This window comes from Nocardiopsis sp. EMB25 (assembly GCF_026797795.1).
Lineage (GTDB): Bacteria > Actinomycetota > Actinomycetes > Streptosporangiales > Streptosporangiaceae > Nocardiopsis > Nocardiopsis lucentensis.
On record NZ_JAMTDN010000001.1, the window covers coordinates 252,129 to 269,316 of the forward strand.

Genomic DNA, 17,188 nt, shown 5'->3' on the forward strand with positions numbered 1-17,188 from the left:
GGGCGGTTCGGTCGTGGAGGGGCCTCGGGGGTCGGCCGTCCTCCCGCGTAGCTTATCCACCCCTGTCCGTGATCGGTAGGCCTTGTGGACGAAGGGGCGGCCACGGGTCCGGTCACCGCACGATCCGCCCACCGGGCCGTGCGGGCCCCTTCCCCGAGGCCTTCCGAAGTCTTCTGGAACGGTCAGCGCAGGTGGCGGTTGACCGCCTCCACCATGTGCACGTCGGCCACGGTGACCTGGAGGTCCCCGCCGCCCTGCGGCCCCACGGTCACCGACCGGACGAACGGCCCGCGGCTCCACCTGCGGATGGTCCGCTGAGGAACCGACCGCGCGCCCACCCGTCCCAGCGCCCCCTCCGGGCCCATCAGCAACCGCAACTGCCACACGGCCTTGAGTATCGAGGTGGCACCGTACTCGGCTCGGTTCAGCAGCGGCAGCGTTCCGACCAGGCGCCCCCCGGACGACGTGGTCACCTCATGCAGCGGGAACCGCTGTCCCGCGCCGCTGCCCCGCACCACCTCCACCGCGCACTCCATGCCCTCCGGCGGAGCCGTGTCCAGGCGGACGTCGAACCGGAGCCGGTCCCGGTGGCGACCCACGGCGTGGACCCGGACCTCGTCCACGCCCAACGTCGGCGCCGCGGGCGCCGTCCTCAGTCCCAGACGGTCGTTGACCGTGTAGTAGGGCCGTACCCGCGAGCCGTACCCTCGGCGCGCCGTCACGTGGTGCGCGGGGTATTCGATGATCCTCCGGTAACCCGCCACCCCGGAGAGGTGGCGCCCCACCGTGCACTCCGACCCGTCGGACGACACCAGGCGCAGCTCCCACTTCTCCGACTCGCCGTGCCGGCCCCGCACCACGGCCTCCGGATCGATGACCCCCGTGAACCGTCCGCTGGCCGCCACGGGCGCGGAGAACTCCCGCACGATCCTGGGCGCCGTGCGGTTGCGCACCGCGAGCCGGGCCCGTGCGTCCGCCCCCGTGTGCCCCAGAACCCTCCCCTGAACGGTGATCAGTCCGTCGGCGACCTCCACGTGCTCCACCTCGGCGTGCCGCCGCGAGCGTCGCACGTGGAGGACGAGCCGCCCCCTGGACGAGCGGGCCGGGAGGACGAGCGAGAGGTTCTCCACGTGGTCGGCGGACAGAGGGTAGCCCTCCTGGCGGATCTCCACGTCCAGGATCGGCGCCTCCCCGCCCCCGTCCACACGCAGGACGTCCCACGTGCACGTCGACAGGCGTTCGGCCTCCGGGTCCACCACCACCTTCCCGTCCTCGTCGGGCGCCAGTGTCACGCGCTCGCGGTCCCGCACCAGCACGAGCTGCTCCGGCGGGTGCGCGAACGACAGCACCGCCGCCCCGTCCGACGCGCGGGCGCGTACGCGGCACGGAGCGGGCGGTTCGGGACGGGCCGCGGGCACGAGTGAGGCGGCGGACAGCCGCTCCCCGGTCAGCCGCGCGAACAGGCGCTCGTGTTCGCGCACCACGTTGGCCGGGTCGAAACGGGCGGAGTCGGCCAACGCCGCCCGGGACATCCGGTGCCGCAGACCGTCGTCGGCCATGAGCTCCTCCAGGCCGTGCGCGATGCCCTGTACGGACCTGTTCGGCACCAGGATCCCGTCCTCCCCGTCGCGGATGATGGCCGCGGGGCCGTGCGGGCAGTCGGTGCTCACCACCGGCAGACCCGACCGCATCGCCTCCACGATCGTCATCCCGAAGGGCTCCTCGCTGGAGGTCACCGCCGCGAACGCCCCCTGGGCCCACGCCTCCTCGACCCTCGGGTGAGGACCCATCAGCCACACCCGGTCCTGCAAGCCCAAAGAACCCACCAGACGGACCAGAGTGTCACGCAGGCCGCCCCGACCGTAGATGCGCAGCGTCCAGCTCGGGAAGTCGTCGCACACCATCGAGAAGGCCTGTACGAGCAGGTCGTGCCGTTTGCTGGGGGCCAGGCGGCCCGCGGCGACGATCGTGCGCGAGTCGTGGCCGTTGGTGGTGAAGGGCGGGGCGGGCACGGCGTTCGGGATGGACAGGACCTCGACCCCGGGAAGCGGCATGCGGTCGGCGTAGGTCCGCGCGTCCGCCTCGGTCACCGTGACGAACGCGTCCAGGTGCGGGTACTCCAGCTCCATGACCCTGCGCAGGGGGAGGGAGTGCTGATCGTAGGTGAGATGCTCCTGACCGACCTTGACCACGCGGGAGGGTGCCGCGCGGGCGATCGCGATGTTCAGGCCGGGGCGGGTGCCCACGACCACATCGGCGTCGGTGGTGGCGAGGTATTCCTCGATCCGGTCGTCGGTCAACCGGCTGTGCGTGGACCCGCGGGCGTCCTCCGGGGGGAACAGCAGCGGCGGCAGCCCGGCCCGTTCCGATCCCTCGTACAGCGGACGTCCACCGATCCCGGTGGTCCCGGAGTGCTGACGGACGTCGACCAGCGGCCGTAGGCGCACCTGTGCGGGGACGGGCAGGACGGGTTCGGCGCGGTGCCGGAACACCGAGACGATCTCGACCTCGTGCCGTGCGGACAACGCCGCCGCCTGGTTGGCCACCGTGCGGACCGTGCCACCGATGCCGTACATGTCGTTGATCAGATAGGCGATCTTCACCGCTTCCCCCGAGATCTCCCTGACCAGTGGGCTGCCAGAGGATCAGATTATGGGGGTATTTGTTGTGAAATAAGTGATATCAGAGGAAATTGAGAAAGGTTTGCCCGGCCCTGTGGCCCCTTTGCGGCCCATTCACGCCGCCCTCAACAAAGCAGCGGAAAAGAGTGACATGGGACACACCAGGTTTGGCGGTCGGCGCGGCGAAGGAACGGGTGAGACGGGAACCGGGGTCAGTACGAGCGGGTGCCCTGCCACTGGCTCCAGGCCGCGCAGGGGGCTCCGTAGGTGTCGGCGATGTACCCGACGCCCCACGTGATCTGGGCGGACGCGCTCTCGGTGAAGCCGGACGGCATCGCACCGTGCTCGCCGCCGCGGAAGCCGGGGATGCCGACCGCGCCGGTCTCGGAGTCGATGAGGGTGTGGTCCCAACCGGAGATGTTGGACCACAGGCTGTCCAGGCACTCCCACTCCTGGTCGGTCCAACCGCGGTCACGGGCCTGGCTCATCCCGATCGCCTGGTTGTCGGAGGTGTTGGGGGAGTCGCCCTTCCACTCGTAGGTGTCCGGTTCCTCGGGGCGGTCGGCCTCCACCCAGGTCTCGTCCCCGCAGTCGGGCCCCTCGACGAGGCACACCATCTGCCGTACACCCTCGTTGAACGTCCTGCTCAGCTCCAGCTGGTAGACGGCGAGCATGACCGCCGCGACGAGCAGGGTGACGGCCGCGACCTCCGTGAACGCGGCTCCCCCGTCACCGTCCGGTCCGCGTGGGGGGCGTGCCCAGCCGACGGCGGTCCGGAGAAGGTTTCGCACACGCGGCGGACCGTTGCGGTCGCCGGACCGCCTGGGCGGACCGGTGGGGGAGGGACGTCGGGTGTCCCCGAGAGAGGGGTCGTGGGGGGTGGGCAACGCCGCCTCCAGTCATGGGATGGGAGCCGGAAGGGGAGGGAAGGGGGAGGGGTCAGGATATGGGGACGTCCTCGATCGGATCGAAGCCGGGGATTTCGACCGTCACACTCTCGACGTCAGAAGGAACGGAGAAGAGCGACCAGTAGGCGACCTGTTCAGTTGCTCGAATTCGCTGTTTGAAGTCACTTGAAGTGTCCCCGGAGCATACGCAGGCACCAGCGCCATCCATGACCGGGTGGAAGCGGTTGGAGCCATCTGAACTCATGGCAGTTACGCCGGAAAAGTATGCTCCAGTGTAAGTGTATGACCGGTCTGATATCCAGTTGATTGATATGTCTTGACTGCTAGAGTTTTGGATGCTCCAAACAATCGAGAGCATGTTTCCGGATTCGTTTCTCTCGGCCTGGTGTACTCGAGCATTCAGGCCGCTTGACAAAGTTCTGTTTCCTTGGGAGCTGCCGAGTGTGACTAGATCTACTACTCTCAGAGGGCTTGAAGAAGCCCCTGTAGTAATCGGAGTGCTGGTGAGGAGGACAGCTGTTAGACTCAGAACTCCCACTCTACGAGTTGATTTCCTCATCGGCGCGTTTCCCCTACCTCTCGAACGTGATACTGACTCGACGATTTCTCTCGCGACCCTCCTCGGTGGAGTTGTCCGCTATGGGTTCGCTGGACCCGTATCCATTGACGTCGAACTCAATTCCCTCTCGTGTCACAAGATCAGCGAGAGAGGATTCGACCGCTTGGGCCCGTTCGAGAGACAGGGGCTGATTCACGGACTCGTTTCCGGTGTTGTCAGCATGGCCGTCCACGCTCACAATGGTCGAAGTTGAATCACTGATCTCAATGGCGACCTGCTCGAGGATTTCCTCAGCTTCCTGGTTGAGGTCGGCACTGTTCGTGTCAAACAGTACATCCGAAGAGAGGATGATGCTGACCTCGTCGTTGCTTTCTGTTCGTCCAGTTTGATCCTCGAGGTCGTCAGAAATCATGGTGAGATCGAGGATTACAGGATCCGATATCCCTTGGTGTTCGATGGATTCAAGTGAATCACTTATTGGAATGTCAAATATCGGTGGCGTGAGTGGTGTGAGTACGGTCATTCTTTCGGTGGAGTTCGGAGGATTTGGAAAAGCCACCCACAGGCTTACCGTCTCCCCGCTTTGAACTGCTCCGCTCAGCGATTGGCATAGACACGTACCGTTGCTTTGGTCGTAGCTCAGGTAGCGCCGCTGGTTCTCTGCGTCGATTAGAGTTACGGCGCTGGCCGTATAGGTATCTCCATCTTCTCCGAGTCCGTCGTAAAGTCGATATCGAGAATTGGAATTGTTTGTGATTTCTATTCTGAGCCTGAGAATGTCATTCTGGAGCCTCTCTAGGGCTATGATGTCAATCTTTAAATAGTCTCCAAGTTCTGTTGAGGAGGTTATGCTGCTTGCCAGAGGGATAATTCCCTCGGATTCTTCGCGAGGGGGGCTCGCTGAAACCTGGGGGGTGGGATCTCCGGTGCTTTGTTCGGTCGGAGTGGACGTCTCGTCAGGGCTTACTACGCAGCCTGAGAGAAGAAGTGCTACTGCGGTGAATGCCGCGCCAATGGAAAGGGGGTGCTGGCGATTCTCTGATGGAGGTGGGGATGGATGAGAAGTCAAATTCTTCCCACTTTTTCTGGCGGTTTCTTGTTGGAGTGTGGTGTTTTCTCAGTTGTTGGCTGGAGCTGTGGGGGCAGGTGCCACGGGTTGTTGTGGCCCATCGAGGACGTCATCAACCGCATTGCCGATCGCTCCACTGATGTTGTCGATCAGTCCCAACTGGAAGATCGCCGTCGCGATCGCCGCGACGAGGATGACGATGGCGGCGTACTCGACCATTCCGGCCCCCCTGTCATCCCTCCGGGGGGAAGGGACGGCGCGTGTGCTCAGGAAAACCCAGAGCTTGGTCAGGCTGCTCATGGAGGTGGCTCCTTGGGGGAGAGGGTCTTGTGCACCACGTCAGCGTGGTCTCTTGTGGCGGAACGACGACTCACGCGGGACCGCCCGGGGTTCGCGTGTGGGGGACGCACACCCGCCGGGTCCCACTATCCGATACATGACCGGGCCAGGGCGCTCCGGGTGGCCGGATGTGGCCACACGCGTTCATGATTCCCCTGGTCGATCGGGAACACACACCGTCCACAGGCCTGGGTTCTGGCCCGGGTGAGCGCCGGTGCGCGCGAGGAGGCTCGATCACTGTCCTGCCATCCGGGGTCACGATGGGTGCTCAGCGGGTGACCATGATCGCACGCGATGTCCCCACACGCCATGGGGCCGGGGTGAACATCCATGCCCACTAGGGCAGACGATCCGCCCATGGTGTTGGATGTCCTGGTCGGGTGGCCCCGTCCTCTCCAGACGGGCCGGTTCCGAGTGAGGAGGGTAGTGACGTGACCGATGATGCCGTGCTTTCCCTGACGGTGGCCGTGGCCGTCTGCGCTGGCTTGGTCGTCGGAGGTTTCCCCCTCGTGACCGTGCTCCGTGTCCGTGCCGCGATCAGGTCGGAGAGCGGGAGGAATCCGGGGTCCGGCACGCCTGCGAACCCGGACGATCTCACCCCCGACGAGCTCGGCTTCCTCCTCGGGGGCGCCATCCGGGCCGCGGAGGTGGCCGTCACGGACGCCTTCCTCAGCGGGCGTGTGCGTCAACAGTCGGCGGGTGGATTCTTCACCCTCGTCGGCCCCCAGCGGAACGACCCCAACGAGCGGGATCCGCTTCGGCGCGCCATCGTCGGGGCATTCCAGGACCGGGTGGGCGTCAGCGCGCGCGAGATGGTCCGTCGCGTGGTCATCGGTCGTGGCGTCGATCAACTTCGCAGGGGCCTCGCCCGACGCGGTCTCATCGTGGACTCTCCCGAGATCCGGGAACTCCTGGCGCGCAGGAAGCAGAGGGCCGGTACCGCCAACGTGGTCATCGGCGTCGCCCTCACCCTCGCCATCATCCTTCTGCTCTTCGGATCCGCCACCACGCCGGGGTGGACCTGGTTGATCGCCATCGGCTGCATGGGCGCCGTCGGCGGCGCGATCGTCGTTCGACTGGTCCTCGCCGCGACCGGTGGGGTCAGCTCCTCGATCAGAACCCCGCACGGCGACAGCGTCGTGCGGGAGGCCGTCCGTCGGTACACGGCCTCGGGCGCGATGAGCCAGGACCGGGCGCTGCGCCACACCGCCGTCACCGGGTTCCGGTCCCTGCGCGCGAACACCTCCGCACCGGGCCGTGCCCCGATCAGGGCGACCGGGTCCTCGGCTGACCGCTCCTACTCCGGTGACGGTGTCCCGGCCGGATACTCCTCCTCGGAGTCCTACGACCTCGGCAACCTGTGCTGGTTCGCGGAACTGTGCCAGGGGTCGTCGGGTTCAGCCGGAGGCTTCTCGGGCTCAGGGGACGGCTGGGGAGGCGGCCTCGCCACGGGAACCGGTAGTTCCAGTAGCGGCTCCAGCGGCGACGGCGGCGGCTGGTTCGGTGGTGGCGACGGCGGTGGAGGAGGAGGCGACGGCGGCGGTGGGGGTGGCGGTGAGTGACACCCCACCCCGCGGGCCACGCCGATCGAGCCCTCACCGGCCGCGTGCCCTCGCACCGCTCAGGTCAGTTCCACGCCCGGCCCCTCCAGATCGAAGATGTCCGCCAGCGCCTCGTAGGACCGTAGCCGCGCCTTCCGGTCGTAGATCATCGTCGACACCATCAACTCGTCCACCCCGGTGTCGGCGATGAACCGCTCCAACCCCGCGCGCACCGTCTCCGGCGACCCCACGAACGAGTACCGCAGCGTCGCGTCCACGCGCTCCTTCTCGCCCGGTCGCCAGAGGGTGTCCAGGCTCTCCACCGGGGGCCGCAGCAGACCGCGGTCGCCCCGCACGATGCCGAGGAACTGCTGCTGCATCGACGTGAACAGCCGCCTGGCTTCGGCGTCGGTGTCGGCGACGACCACGTTCACCCCCGCCATCGCGTACGGTTCGCTCGCCTGCTCGGACGGGCGGAACTCCGTCCGGTAGGCCTTGAGCGCCTCGTACAGGGCTTCCGGCGCGAAGTGCGATGCGAACGCGTAGGGGAGGCCGAGTTGAGCGGCGAGCTGGGCGCCGAAGAGGCTGGAGCCCAGGATCCACAGCGGCACCCGCAGTCCCTCGCCCGGGACCGCGCGGACGGGCTGGCCCGGTTCGGCCGGTTCGAAGTAGGAACGCAGCTCCTGCACGTCGCTGGGGAAGGTTGAGGAGGCGCTCCGGTCGCGCCGTAGGGCGCGCATCGTGCGGGGGTCGGTGCCGGGTGCCCGGCCCAGGCCGAGGTCGATCCGTCCGGGGTAGAGGGACTCCAGCGTCCCGAACTGCTCGGCGATCACCAACGGGGAGTGGTTGGGCAGCATGACCCCGCCCGCGCCGACCCGGATCGTGGACGTGCCCTCGGCGATGAATCCCAGCGCGACCGAGGTGGCCGCGCTGGCGATGGCGCGCATGTTGTGGTGCTCGGAGAGCCAGAAGCGCGTGTAGCCCCAGCTCTCCAAGTTTTGCGCGAGCTCCCGGGCGGAGCGGAGGGAGTCCCCGGGGTCGGAGCCCTCGATGATCGTGGCGTGGTCGAGCACGGACAGCGCGACTCTGGACATGGTGGCCCTCTTCCCCCAGCAAACGAACGGTTCCGGCGGTGGGCGCCCCCCCGGCGGAAGCATGTGGTCCGGGTCGGGTGGGCGTGCACATTCGATGTTCGACGAATATCGAATATCGAAGCTACACTCATCACTGACCACGTTCCAAATCCCGTCCGGCCTGCGCCGGGCCCGTACGAGGAGGTGTGCCTTGTCCCCCAGGGAGCACACGCACCCCGCAGTCGAGGACGTGGAGTTGGTCGCGGTTCTCTCGGCGCTCGCGGAGCCGACACGTCTGCGGATCGTGCGGATGCTCGCGGCCATGGAGGGCGAGCGGGCGTGGAGGGACATCGACCTGCCGATCGCCCGGTCGACGCTGAGCCATCACCTGAAGATCCTGCGCAACGCCGGTCTCGTGCAGAACCGTACCGAGGGCACGCGGTGCTTCGTCTCGCTGCGGGGCGAGGAGCTGGAGGACCGCTTCCCGGGGCTGTTGGAGTGCGTCCTGGCCTGTCGCGATGCCGGTGCCGCCGACGCAGACGGGGCCGAGTGCGGTCTGTGACCCCGGTGGCCCCGACGGGTCCGGGTTCCTGGCAGGGGTGCGGTTGTTGAGCGTAGCCGGGGGTGTCGAGCGGGTTCCGGTCCCGCATGGGGCGCGGGTTCGCCAGGACAACGATTTCGGGGCGCGGGTTCTTCGTGTCGGGCTCTGTCCGCTCGTCACGTTCGCGCGGTGTGTGTGGCCGACACCGGCCAGGACCGAGCTTGATCCGTAACCGATTCGTCTCTCGTGGTAGTTTCACGGGGATTTGGGCGGTTGTGAGACGGGAGCGCCGTCGCTCCACCGGTTCCGTCCGTCTCCGCCGCCGCCCACGTGACACGTGAACATCTTCCACCCCCCGAAGGACGTGAACGTGAGCCTCGCCAGAACCCTCGCGCCCCGGTTGGCCACGCTGGTCGCAGTGGCCGTCGCGGCTTCGCTGCTGGCCGTCGCCCCCGCTGAGGCACGGACACCCGCCACCGCACCGGTCGCCACACCGGACTCCGCAGCGCCGACGGCCACCGCCCCGGACATCCGTCCCACAGTGACCCCGCCACTGGCGGCCCCCGCCGCGGACGAGTCCGCCGACGCCCTCGACGGCGTGGACCTGTCCTCTCCGGACGTGTCCGTGCGGGAGGTCGAGATCCTCGTCACCAACGACAGCGAGGTCCTGGAGGTGGGCGAGGGCGGCGACGTCGAGAGCGTCGACGCCTACCTCGAGGAGACCTACGAAGGATCCGACCTCTCGACGGCGGACGTCGAGCGCCTCTACCTGACCCACGGCGTGCTCAGGATCATCACGGTCGCCTGCCGGAGCGCCCTGGTCGAGTACCAGAAGTCCAGCGGCTCCCGGATCACCGCCAAGTTCCAGGTCCAGTACTCCGACCTCAGCGTCGAACCGACCTCCTCACTGCGGGCCATCTCCGCGGGGCAGACCTCGAACCACACCTTCCGCCTCTACCGGGGGCTGCGCGTGCGCGGACTCATGCACGTCAGCTTCCAGGGCGTGTTCGCGACGCCCTTCGCCTACTGCTGGACCTGACACCCGCGCTCCCGGGCGTCCGTCGTCTGGGAGCCTTCGCCCTCCTCCCACCGCTCCCGTCGCACGAGGGCACCCGTGTCGTCGAACCCGTCCACCGCCGTGGGCCGTCCGTCGGCGCTCCACCGCCGCCACGTTCCGACCCGAACCCCTCCGCGCACGTGTTCCTCGGAGCGGATCAGGCCGTTCGGGTGCCAGGTGAACCGAGCGCCCTCCACGGTCCCGTCGACGTAACAGTCCAACGCGACGACCAGCCCCGGCGCGTTGGTCGTGAACGCCTCACCGGTGAAGGGGGCGCCTTCGAAGAGCAGCCTTTCCCGGCCTTCCTCCAGCGCGTCCGACGGCACCCTCACCACCCCGCTGGCGGGTTCGGTGGCGAAGGAGTCCCGCACGAGGGCGCCGCGTTCGTCCCACGCGCGACTCGTGGTCAGGTGGCCGACGTGGGTCCAGACCTCCTCCAGGGAGATCCGCCCGTTGGGGTGCCACTCCCGCCACAGGCCGACCACTCCCAGGTGGCGGTCGCACTGGCCCTGGGCGCGCGGGGTGCCGTCCGGATACCACTCCAACCACGGGCCGTGCTCGACGCCGTCAAGGTAGGCCACCGACTCCTCCAGACGACCGTCCATGGTCCTGCTGACCGACACACCGGTGAAGGGCGCGCCTTCGTGGGTCACGGTGCCGTACGCGTCCACACGGGTCTCGTCCGAGGTGACTCTCCTCATGGGCGCTCCTCTCGCGACGGGTGGGCCCGGGGCGACGGGATCCGCCGTTCCCGCGCGTTGGCGGGCCACCCCGCGCGGCCGTCGCACACTGATCGCCCTTCGTATTATCGGGAGACCGGTGCGGACCGTGGGGCCGTTCCCCGAACCGACCCCGCTCCACCGCGTGAGACCGGACACAGCGCGTGTCTGGCCCGCGGCCTTCGGCGCACCCTCCCCACGAGCGGAGCCACGTGGTGACACGACTTCGGTACCCGGTTCCTAAGTTCGACGATCTGTTCACTCTGTGCTGACCATGACGTCACGGCGTATAGGCTGCCCCGGGCGTTCGCCGTGACCATGTCACTTCGCCACGCGATCGTCGCCTCCCCGCGAGGCTCTGGGCCGCGGCCCGTCCCGCGCAGTCGCATCGAACACCCGCGCCCCGCGGTACGCGTAATCATGAGAGGTAGAGATGTCCCCTGACACCATTGGCCTCGCGCTCCTCCTGCTGGGGGTGTTGCTGCTGGTCTCGAAGCTCGTCCGGGTCAAGTGGAAGCTGACGCAGAGGCTCTATCTCCCTGGGGCGATCATCGGCGGCGGGATCGCTCTGCTTCTCGGACCGGACGTCTTCGGGCGGCTCATGGGGCTGCTCGCCGACCAGGGCGTGGCGGTCGGTTTCGCCGAGCGCGCCGCCGAGGGCGGGCTGTTCGGCACCGACGTGATGGCGGTGTGGTCATCCCTGCCCGGGCTGCTGATCTCCGTGGTCTTCGCCGGGCTCTTCCTGGGTAAGCGGATGCCCCGCCTGCGTGACGCCGCCAGGCTCGCCGGACCCAACCTCGCCTTCGGCGTCACCGTCGCCAGCGGCCAGTACGTCATCGGCCTCACGCTCGCGCTGCTGGTCCTCGTACCGTTCCTGGACGTGCCCGCGATCTCCGGCGCGCTCATCGAGATCGGTTTCCTCGGTGGGCACGGTACCGCCGCGGGCCTCGGCGGAACCTTCGCGGAGGTCGGCTGGGCCGAGGGACAGGACCTCGCCCTGGGCATGGCCACGGTCGGGCTCCTGTCCGGGATCATCGTCGGGATCATCCTCATCAATTGGGGAGCCCGGCGCGGTAAGACCACCGTGATCAGCTCCGACGCCAAGGGGACCGACAACGAGCAGGCCGGGCTGGTCGAACGGGACAAGCGTTCGGCGGGGTCGACGATGACGATTCACCCCTCCTCCATGGACCCCCTCACCCTGCACTTCGGCCTCGTCGCCCTCGCCGTGCTCATCGGTCAACTGCTGCTCATGGGACTCCAGGCACTGGAGCAGGCGCTGTGGGCGGATCACATCGAGATCATGGCCTACGTTCCGCTGTTCCCGATGGCGATGATCGGCGGCATCCTGCTCCAGCTCCTCATCGACCGGTTCGACCGCGACGAGGTCGTCGACCACAAAACGGTCGAGCGCATCCAGGGACTGTCCCTCGACATGCTCATCATCGCCGCCATGGCCACGCTGTCCCTGAGCGCCATCGCGGAGAACTTCGCCGCGTTCGCCACGCTCACGTTGGCCGGTCTGCTGTGGTGCCTGTTCGCGTTCCTGGTCCTGGCGCCCCGGATGATGCCCAGCCACTGGTTCGAGCGGGGCATCGGCGAGTTCGGCCAGTCCCTGGGCGTCACCGCGACCGGCCTGGTGCTCATGCGTGTCGTCGACCCGGAGATGCGCACCCCCGCCTACCCGGCCTTCGGCTACAAGCAGCTGATCTTCGAGCCGTTCTTCGGTGGCGGGCTGATCACCGCGGCGGCGATCCCGCTCATCGTCAGCCCCCAGGTGGGCCCGGTGGGCATGCTGGTCTTCATGGCCGTGATCATGCTCGCCAGCCTCTACACCGGCCTCGTCGTCCTACGGCGGCGATACCGGAAGGCGGCCCAGGACCAGGAACGGGCCGCCGAACCGGCCTCCTGACCCACACCCCTCCGACACCTCGGGTGCGGCGCCTCCGCGGTGCCGCACCCGTCGTGGTCACTGGCTGGGGGCATGGCCCGTCCGAGCGTGGTCGCGGTGGTGTGGCGGCGCCGGGCAGCACCCCGACGGCCCGGGGAGAGCGGCTGAGGAGTCGCCTTCCAGGTGTGCTGGCCCCACCCGGATCCGTCTTGTAGGCTGCCCGACGTGTCGCGTGCCCCCGGCCAAGAGAAGTGGGCCGGCCGGGCGGTATGGAGGCACCTTTGACCTGTGGGGAGCCAGCAGTGAGTAGAACACACCACGCGCACCGCGTCTGAGGTCCGTCCCGGCGGCGTGCGCCCCAGGCCACGTCGGCGACGTTGACCCGACCCCGCGACCTCCTCGTCCCCTCCCGGTCACCGGCATGCCCGGATCCCTGTCACGTCCACCCGGACCCGCCAGGCGGCACCGCCGCAGGGCTCTTCGGCCGTGGACGGCCCTGCCCCGCCACCCGTGCGCCCGGGCCGCCGAGGGCGTCCTCGGGGATGGTCGCCACACCACCATCGTCGAAGGAGAAACGCATGTCACAGAACCCCCATGCCCGGCCCGAACCCCACGTCAGCGACGTCAACGTCCTCGTCGTGGAGGAGTTCCGCGCGAACGGCGGCCGCGTCGGCGGCATGTTCGAGGGCGGCGACCTGTTGCTCCTCACCACGGTCGGCGCGCGCTCCGGCCGTGAGCACACCGCCCCGCTGGGGTACGCGCGCGTCGGTGACCGCCTGCTCGTCGTCGCCTCGGCGGGCGGATCCGACCGCGACCCCGCCTGGTACCACAACCTGATCGCCCACCCGATGGTGCGTGTGGAGCTGGGAACGGAGGAGTTCGGTGCCGTCGCCGTCCCCATGGAGGGTGAGGAACGGGACCGACTGTTCACCGAGATCGTCGAGCGGATTCCGGGCTACGGCGACTACCAGAAGGGGACTGACCGGATGATCCCGGTCGTATCGCTGGAGCGCCACTACGTCTGGGGCGAGGTCACCAACCTCGCCGACAAACTCGTCGAGGTGCACACCTGGTTGCGCTCACAGCTCAGCCACGTCCGGTCCGAGGCCGAGGCGTACCTGGCCGACCGGGGCACCGGTACCGGGAGGCCGACACCGCTGGGGCTCAGCCTCCAGCTGCGCCAGCACTGCCTGGCCTTCTGCGAATCCCTGAGCTTCCACCACGACGGCGAGGAGTTCATGTTCCCCCACATGACGGAGCGCAACCCCGACCTCGCGGACGTGGTGGAGCGGTTGAAGGCCGAGCACCGCACGGTCAACCGCCTGCGCGGTGAACTGGAGGGTCTGCTCGCCGACCTGTCCACGGCCGATCCGGAGCGGTTCCGAGCCGACCTCGCCCGGATGACCGAGGAGATGGAAGCCCACCTGGACTACGAGGAGGCCGAACTGTTCCCGACGCTGGCGGCGATCCCGTTCCCGCCGGTCGCTCCCGCGTAGCGGCCACGGCCCGACGAGCCCGGAGACCGGGTCAGTCCGCGACCCACGGGTCCCACGGGCTCCGCGGTCCGCGCCGGTGCCGCGCGGACCGCGGTCAGCCGCCCAGGATGGCGCCGATGTTGACCTCGGTCCCCAGGAACATGGAGCCCACCACGAGGATCAGCAACCCCGGCAGCAGCGTCACCGCGGTCACCAACGTCACCCTCGGGTTCATCCGCTGGGCCTTGCGACGCATGTACTGGGCGTCGGCTCGGCGCATGTCCTGGCTGATGTCCACCAGGGTGTCGCTCAACGGCGCACCCAGCTCCTCGGCCTGCTGGATCGCGGTCACGAACTTGCTCAGCGACTCGTTGCGGTTGCGCCTCCGCAGCGTCTCGAACGCCTCCCGGCGCGGGGTTCCCAGCTCCATCTGCTGGAGGACCAGGGAGAACTCGTCGGCCAGGACACCCGGCATGGACTCGGCCACCCGGGCCACCGCGCCCCGGAAGGACATGCCCGCGCTCACCGTCACCGCGAGCACGTCCAGGAAGTCCGGCAGCTGGGACTGCACCCGGTCCGAGCGTTCCTGCCCCTGAACGTAGAGGTTGAGATCGGTCAGACCGGCGAACGCCAGCACGATCAGCGCCATCAGGGGATTGCCCGACAGCAGCAACAGGACACCGACACCGCCGTACAGCGCCACCTCGCCGATCTTGCGCCGCGTGTACCGTTCGAGGGTGAGCCCCTCGGGGCGGCCCGCGGCCTCGATCCGCTCCGTGATCGACGCGCGCATCCGCTCACTCAGCGAGGACAGCAGCGACCGCGAGAACGGCCGCCCGATCGCCTCGGTGATCCGGTGGAGGACGAAGGTCCGGTCCGACCGGGTGCGCGGGGCGAACGCCGTGGGATCGTCCACCCGGACCCGGGTCTGGGACAGGGTGAGATACCCGCCGTAACAGGCGGTCAGCACCACCAGCGCCGCGGCCAGCGCCGCCGCGAACGGCACCAGGGAGTACACGACACTCATCGGAGAAGCCCCTCTACAGGTCGAACTTGGTGATCCGGGCCACCAACAGGAACCCGATGACGTAGAGCGCGGCCACCACCAGCAGCACCCCGATCCCCGCGGCGGACGTCGTCATCGTCCGCATGATCCCGGGCTCGATGGCGTTGATCATGAACAGGGCGCCGACCGACATGAATCCCAGGGCCCACACGGTGCTCGTCGTCTCGCTCAGGATGGTCTGCACCTCGCGCCGGGTCTCCTTGCGGTTCTCCAACGTCGTGGAGATGTTGCGCAGCGCCGTGACCAGAGAACCGCCGGAGCGGGACGCCACGACCAGCGTCGACAACAGCACTCCGAGTTCACGGGAGGGCATCCGCTCGCGCAGCTCCGCGACCGCCTCCTCGAAGCTCGCGCCCACCTTCATGGACTCGGCCATCCGGCCCAGTTCCTCGCCCGCGGGACCGTCCAGTTCCTCCGCGGCCATCGACACCGCGGTCGGCAGCGCCAGCCCCGCCGAGGTCGCGTTACCCAACACCCGTGCCAGGTCCGGCAACTGAGCGGTGAACTCCTCACGCCGCTTGGCCTCGGCCCGGTTCAGGTAGGAGAAGAACAGGAACGCCACCCCGCCCGCCGCGAGGAGGCCGAGGACCGGAGCCAGGACCTGCCAGACGACGATCACGGCGAGCAGGGAACCGCCCACGAGCGCGCCCACGAAGGTCGACAGCCTGACCTGTGCGCCCGACCGCGTGATCCTCCGGTGCAGCCGCGCTCCCCACTGGGTGCGGTGCATCGCCGCGTCCAACCGCGCCGACAGGGTCGACGCCTCGTACTCGGCCTGGGTCAGGGCGCTGCGCGCGGCGATCAGCCGCCGCGTCTCGGCGCTGGCCACGAACTCCCACAGCGCCCACAGGACCAGTGCGAGCACCACGGCCAGACCACCGAGAGTGGCCACGAACTGCCAGGTCACCGGGGCTCCCTTCGGGATCGATGGGACATGTGCGCCCGATCGGGCGTGGAGGGGCGGCTCACCGGTCGCCTCCAGGGCGTTCGTCGGGCACCACACCGAACGCGGCCGGGACGCTCTCGCCCACCTGGTAGATGCGCCCGGCGACGTGGCGGGGGAGCGGCCGGTGCCGGAACCCGCCCTCGACGGCCCGGTTGGGGCCCATCGGCAGTGCCTCGAAGGTCATCACCGGTTCCAGCCGGAACTCCTCCCGGCGGCGGGAGGAGACCACGGACACCTCGTTGACACGGCGCGACCCGTCGGGCCAGCGGCCCAGGTGCACGATGGCGTCCACGGCGTTGTTGATCTGGTCGCGGATCGCGTCGTAGGGGACCAGGCCCTCACCCAGGGTCGCCAGGGTCTGGAGTCGGTGGATCGCGTCGTCGGCGGAGTTGGCGTGCACGGTGACCAGCGACCCGTCGTGGCCGGTGTTCATCGCCTGGAGCATGTCGATGGTCTCGGCCCCGCGTACCTCGCCCACGATGATCCGGTCCGGCCGCATCCGCAGCGCGTTGCGGACCAGGTCGCGGATGGCGATCTCACCCTTGCCCTCGATGTTGGCCGGCCGCGACTCCAAGCGCACGACGTGGTCCTGCATGAGCTGGAGTTCGGCCGAGTCCTCGATGGTGACGATGCGCTCGCTGGTGGGTACGAACGCCGACATCGCGTTGAGGAAGGTCGTCTTGCCGGTGCCGGTACCCCCCGACACCACGATGTTGAACCGCGCCCGGACCATCGCCGACAGCAGGATCCCCGTGGCCGGGTCCAGGCTCCCCATCCGCACCAGTTCGTCGATCGGGTACGGCTTGGGGAAGCGCCGGATGGTCAGAATGGGGCCGGACAGCGACAGCGGGGGGATGATGACGTTGACCCGCTCACCCGTGGGCAGACGGGCGTCCACCATGGGTGAGGACTCGTCCACCCTGCGGTTGACCAGGGAGACGATCCGGTCGATGGTCTGGTACAGCTGCTCCTCGCCGTTGAACGTGGCGTCGACTCGCTGCATGCGCCCCGCGCGCTCGATGAACACGTTGTCGGGGCCGTTGACCATGATCTCGGTGACGGTCTCGTCGGCCAGGAGGGGTTCGAGCACACCCAGCCCGAGCGCCTCGTCGACCACCCGACGGATCAGCAGGGAGCGTTCGCGGTCGGAGAGCACCGGCCCCTCACGGGACAGGATGTGCCCGACGACCTTCTCCAACCGCACGCGCCTTTGCGCCAGGGTCAGGCGGGTGAGGTCCTCCAGGTTGATCTCCTCGAGAAGGCGCCGCCGCCAGTGCGTCACGCTCCCGCGGTCGCCGCGCCCCTCGTTGGCGCGGTCCTCCTCCAACCGGTCCTTCAGACCCACGGCGTTCCTCTCCTTCCCTCCGGTACCGCTGCGTCGGC

The 17,188-nt window shown here is 68.5% G+C and carries 14 protein-coding genes; 5 read left to right on the forward strand and 9 right to left on the reverse strand.

What is annotated here, in order from left to right; translation table 11 throughout:
* Positions 1–182 precede the first annotated feature (182 nt).
* From KIK06_RS01120 to KIK06_RS01135, 4 genes are all read right to left on the reverse strand, one after another.
* Complete coding sequence (locus KIK06_RS01120) at positions 183–2,603, reverse strand: glycosyltransferase family 4 protein (RefSeq protein WP_268641536.1); 2,421 nt, start codon at positions 2,601–2,603, stop codon at positions 183–185.
* 230 nt (positions 2,604–2,833) lie between these two features.
* The gene (locus KIK06_RS01125; RefSeq protein WP_268641537.1) at positions 2,834–3,508 is read right to left on the reverse strand and encodes a hypothetical protein; all 675 of its coding nucleotides are present in this window, start codon (positions 3,506–3,508) and stop codon (positions 2,834–2,836) included.
* A 593-nt stretch (positions 3,509–4,101) separates the two neighbouring features.
* Positions 4,102–5,157, reverse strand: a complete 1,056-nt coding sequence (locus KIK06_RS01130) for an OmpA family protein (protein WP_268641538.1) — start codon at positions 5,155–5,157, stop codon at positions 4,102–4,104.
* Between the two features lie 48 nt (positions 5,158–5,205).
* A complete protein-coding gene (locus tag KIK06_RS01135) occupies positions 5,206–5,457 on the reverse strand; it encodes a Flp family type IVb pilin (protein ID WP_268641539.1) in 252 nt (83 codons plus the stop codon).
* A 470-nt stretch (positions 5,458–5,927) separates the two neighbouring features.
* Between KIK06_RS01135 and KIK06_RS01140 the strand changes: the two genes are divergently transcribed.
* On the forward strand, positions 5,928–7,058 hold the full coding sequence (locus KIK06_RS01140; RefSeq protein ID WP_268641541.1) for a TIGR04222 domain-containing membrane protein: 1,131 nt from the start codon (positions 5,928–5,930) through the stop codon (positions 7,056–7,058).
* 59 nt (positions 7,059–7,117) lie between these two features.
* Here the strand turns inward: KIK06_RS01140 and KIK06_RS01145 are convergent, their stop codons facing one another.
* Positions 7,118–8,131 carry an LLM class flavin-dependent oxidoreductase gene (locus KIK06_RS01145; protein WP_268641542.1) on the reverse strand — a complete coding sequence of 338 codons (1,014 nt, stop codon included), beginning with the start codon at positions 8,129–8,131 and terminating at the stop codon, positions 7,118–7,120.
* A 190-nt stretch (positions 8,132–8,321) separates the two neighbouring features.
* Here KIK06_RS01145 and KIK06_RS01150 point away from each other — a divergent pair, with 190 nt between their 5' ends.
* The gene (locus KIK06_RS01150) at positions 8,322–8,672 is read left to right on the forward strand and encodes an ArsR/SmtB family transcription factor (RefSeq protein ID WP_017599697.1); all 351 of its coding nucleotides are present in this window, start codon (positions 8,322–8,324) and stop codon (positions 8,670–8,672) included.
* Between the two features lie 349 nt (positions 8,673–9,021).
* Positions 9,022–9,690, forward strand: a complete 669-nt coding sequence (locus KIK06_RS01155; protein ID WP_268641543.1) for a hypothetical protein — start codon at positions 9,022–9,024, stop codon at positions 9,688–9,690.
* On the opposite strand, the gene KIK06_RS01160 is transcribed toward KIK06_RS01155, so the two are convergent.
* The gene (locus tag KIK06_RS01160; protein ID WP_268641544.1) at positions 9,675–10,409 is read right to left on the reverse strand and encodes a toxin-antitoxin system YwqK family antitoxin; all 735 of its coding nucleotides are present in this window, start codon (positions 10,407–10,409) and stop codon (positions 9,675–9,677) included. The two genes, KIK06_RS01155 and KIK06_RS01160, sit on opposite strands and share 16 nt — an antisense overlap.
* A 451-nt stretch (positions 10,410–10,860) precedes the next feature.
* Between KIK06_RS01160 and KIK06_RS01165 the strand changes: the two genes are divergently transcribed.
* Both KIK06_RS01165 and KIK06_RS01170 read left to right on the forward strand, forming a co-directional pair.
* Entirely contained in the window at positions 10,861–12,339 is a 1,479-nt protein-coding gene (locus KIK06_RS01165; protein ID WP_268641545.1) for a sodium/glutamate symporter, read from the forward strand.
* A gap of 557 nt (positions 12,340–12,896) precedes the next feature.
* Entirely contained in the window at positions 12,897–13,814 is a 918-nt protein-coding gene (locus KIK06_RS01170; RefSeq protein WP_017599693.1) for a nitroreductase/quinone reductase family protein, read from the forward strand.
* Between the two features lie 94 nt (positions 13,815–13,908).
* On the opposite strand, the gene KIK06_RS01175 is transcribed toward KIK06_RS01170, so the two are convergent.
* The 3 genes from KIK06_RS01175 to KIK06_RS01185 are packed head-to-tail and all read right to left on the reverse strand — an operon-like array spanning position 13,909 to position 17,150.
* Positions 13,909–14,820 carry a type II secretion system F family protein gene (locus KIK06_RS01175; RefSeq protein WP_026127797.1) on the reverse strand — a complete coding sequence of 304 codons (912 nt, stop codon included), beginning with the start codon at positions 14,818–14,820 and terminating at the stop codon, positions 13,909–13,911.
* A gap of 13 nt (positions 14,821–14,833) precedes the next feature.
* A complete protein-coding gene (locus KIK06_RS01180; protein WP_268641546.1) occupies positions 14,834–15,766 on the reverse strand; it encodes a type II secretion system F family protein in 933 nt (310 codons plus the stop codon).
* Positions 15,767–15,824: 58 nt separating this feature from the next.
* The gene (locus KIK06_RS01185) at positions 15,825–17,150 is read right to left on the reverse strand and encodes a CpaF family protein (RefSeq protein ID WP_268641547.1); all 1,326 of its coding nucleotides are present in this window, start codon (positions 17,148–17,150) and stop codon (positions 15,825–15,827) included.
* Positions 17,151–17,188: the final 38 nt, after the last annotated feature.

Excerpts from the sequence above, each read along its gene's own strand:
- KIK06_RS01135 (WP_268641539.1), bottom strand. The coding sequence starts at position 5,457 with ATGAGCAGCCTGACCAAGCTCTGGGTTTTCCTGAGCACACGCGCCGTC.
- KIK06_RS01145 (WP_268641542.1), bottom strand. The coding sequence starts at position 8,131 with ATGTCCAGAGTCGCGCTGTCCGTGCTCGACCACGCCACGATCATCGAG.
- KIK06_RS01160 (WP_268641544.1), bottom strand. The coding sequence starts at position 10,409 with ATGAGGAGAGTCACCTCGGACGAGACCCGTGTGGACGCGTACGGCACC.
- KIK06_RS01165 (WP_268641545.1), top strand. The coding sequence starts at position 10,861 with ATGTCCCCTGACACCATTGGCCTCGCGCTCCTCCTGCTGGGGGTGTTG.
- KIK06_RS01170 (WP_017599693.1), top strand. The coding sequence starts at position 12,897 with ATGTCACAGAACCCCCATGCCCGGCCCGAACCCCACGTCAGCGACGTC.
- KIK06_RS01175 (WP_026127797.1), bottom strand. The coding sequence starts at position 14,820 with ATGAGTGTCGTGTACTCCCTGGTGCCGTTCGCGGCGGCGCTGGCCGCG.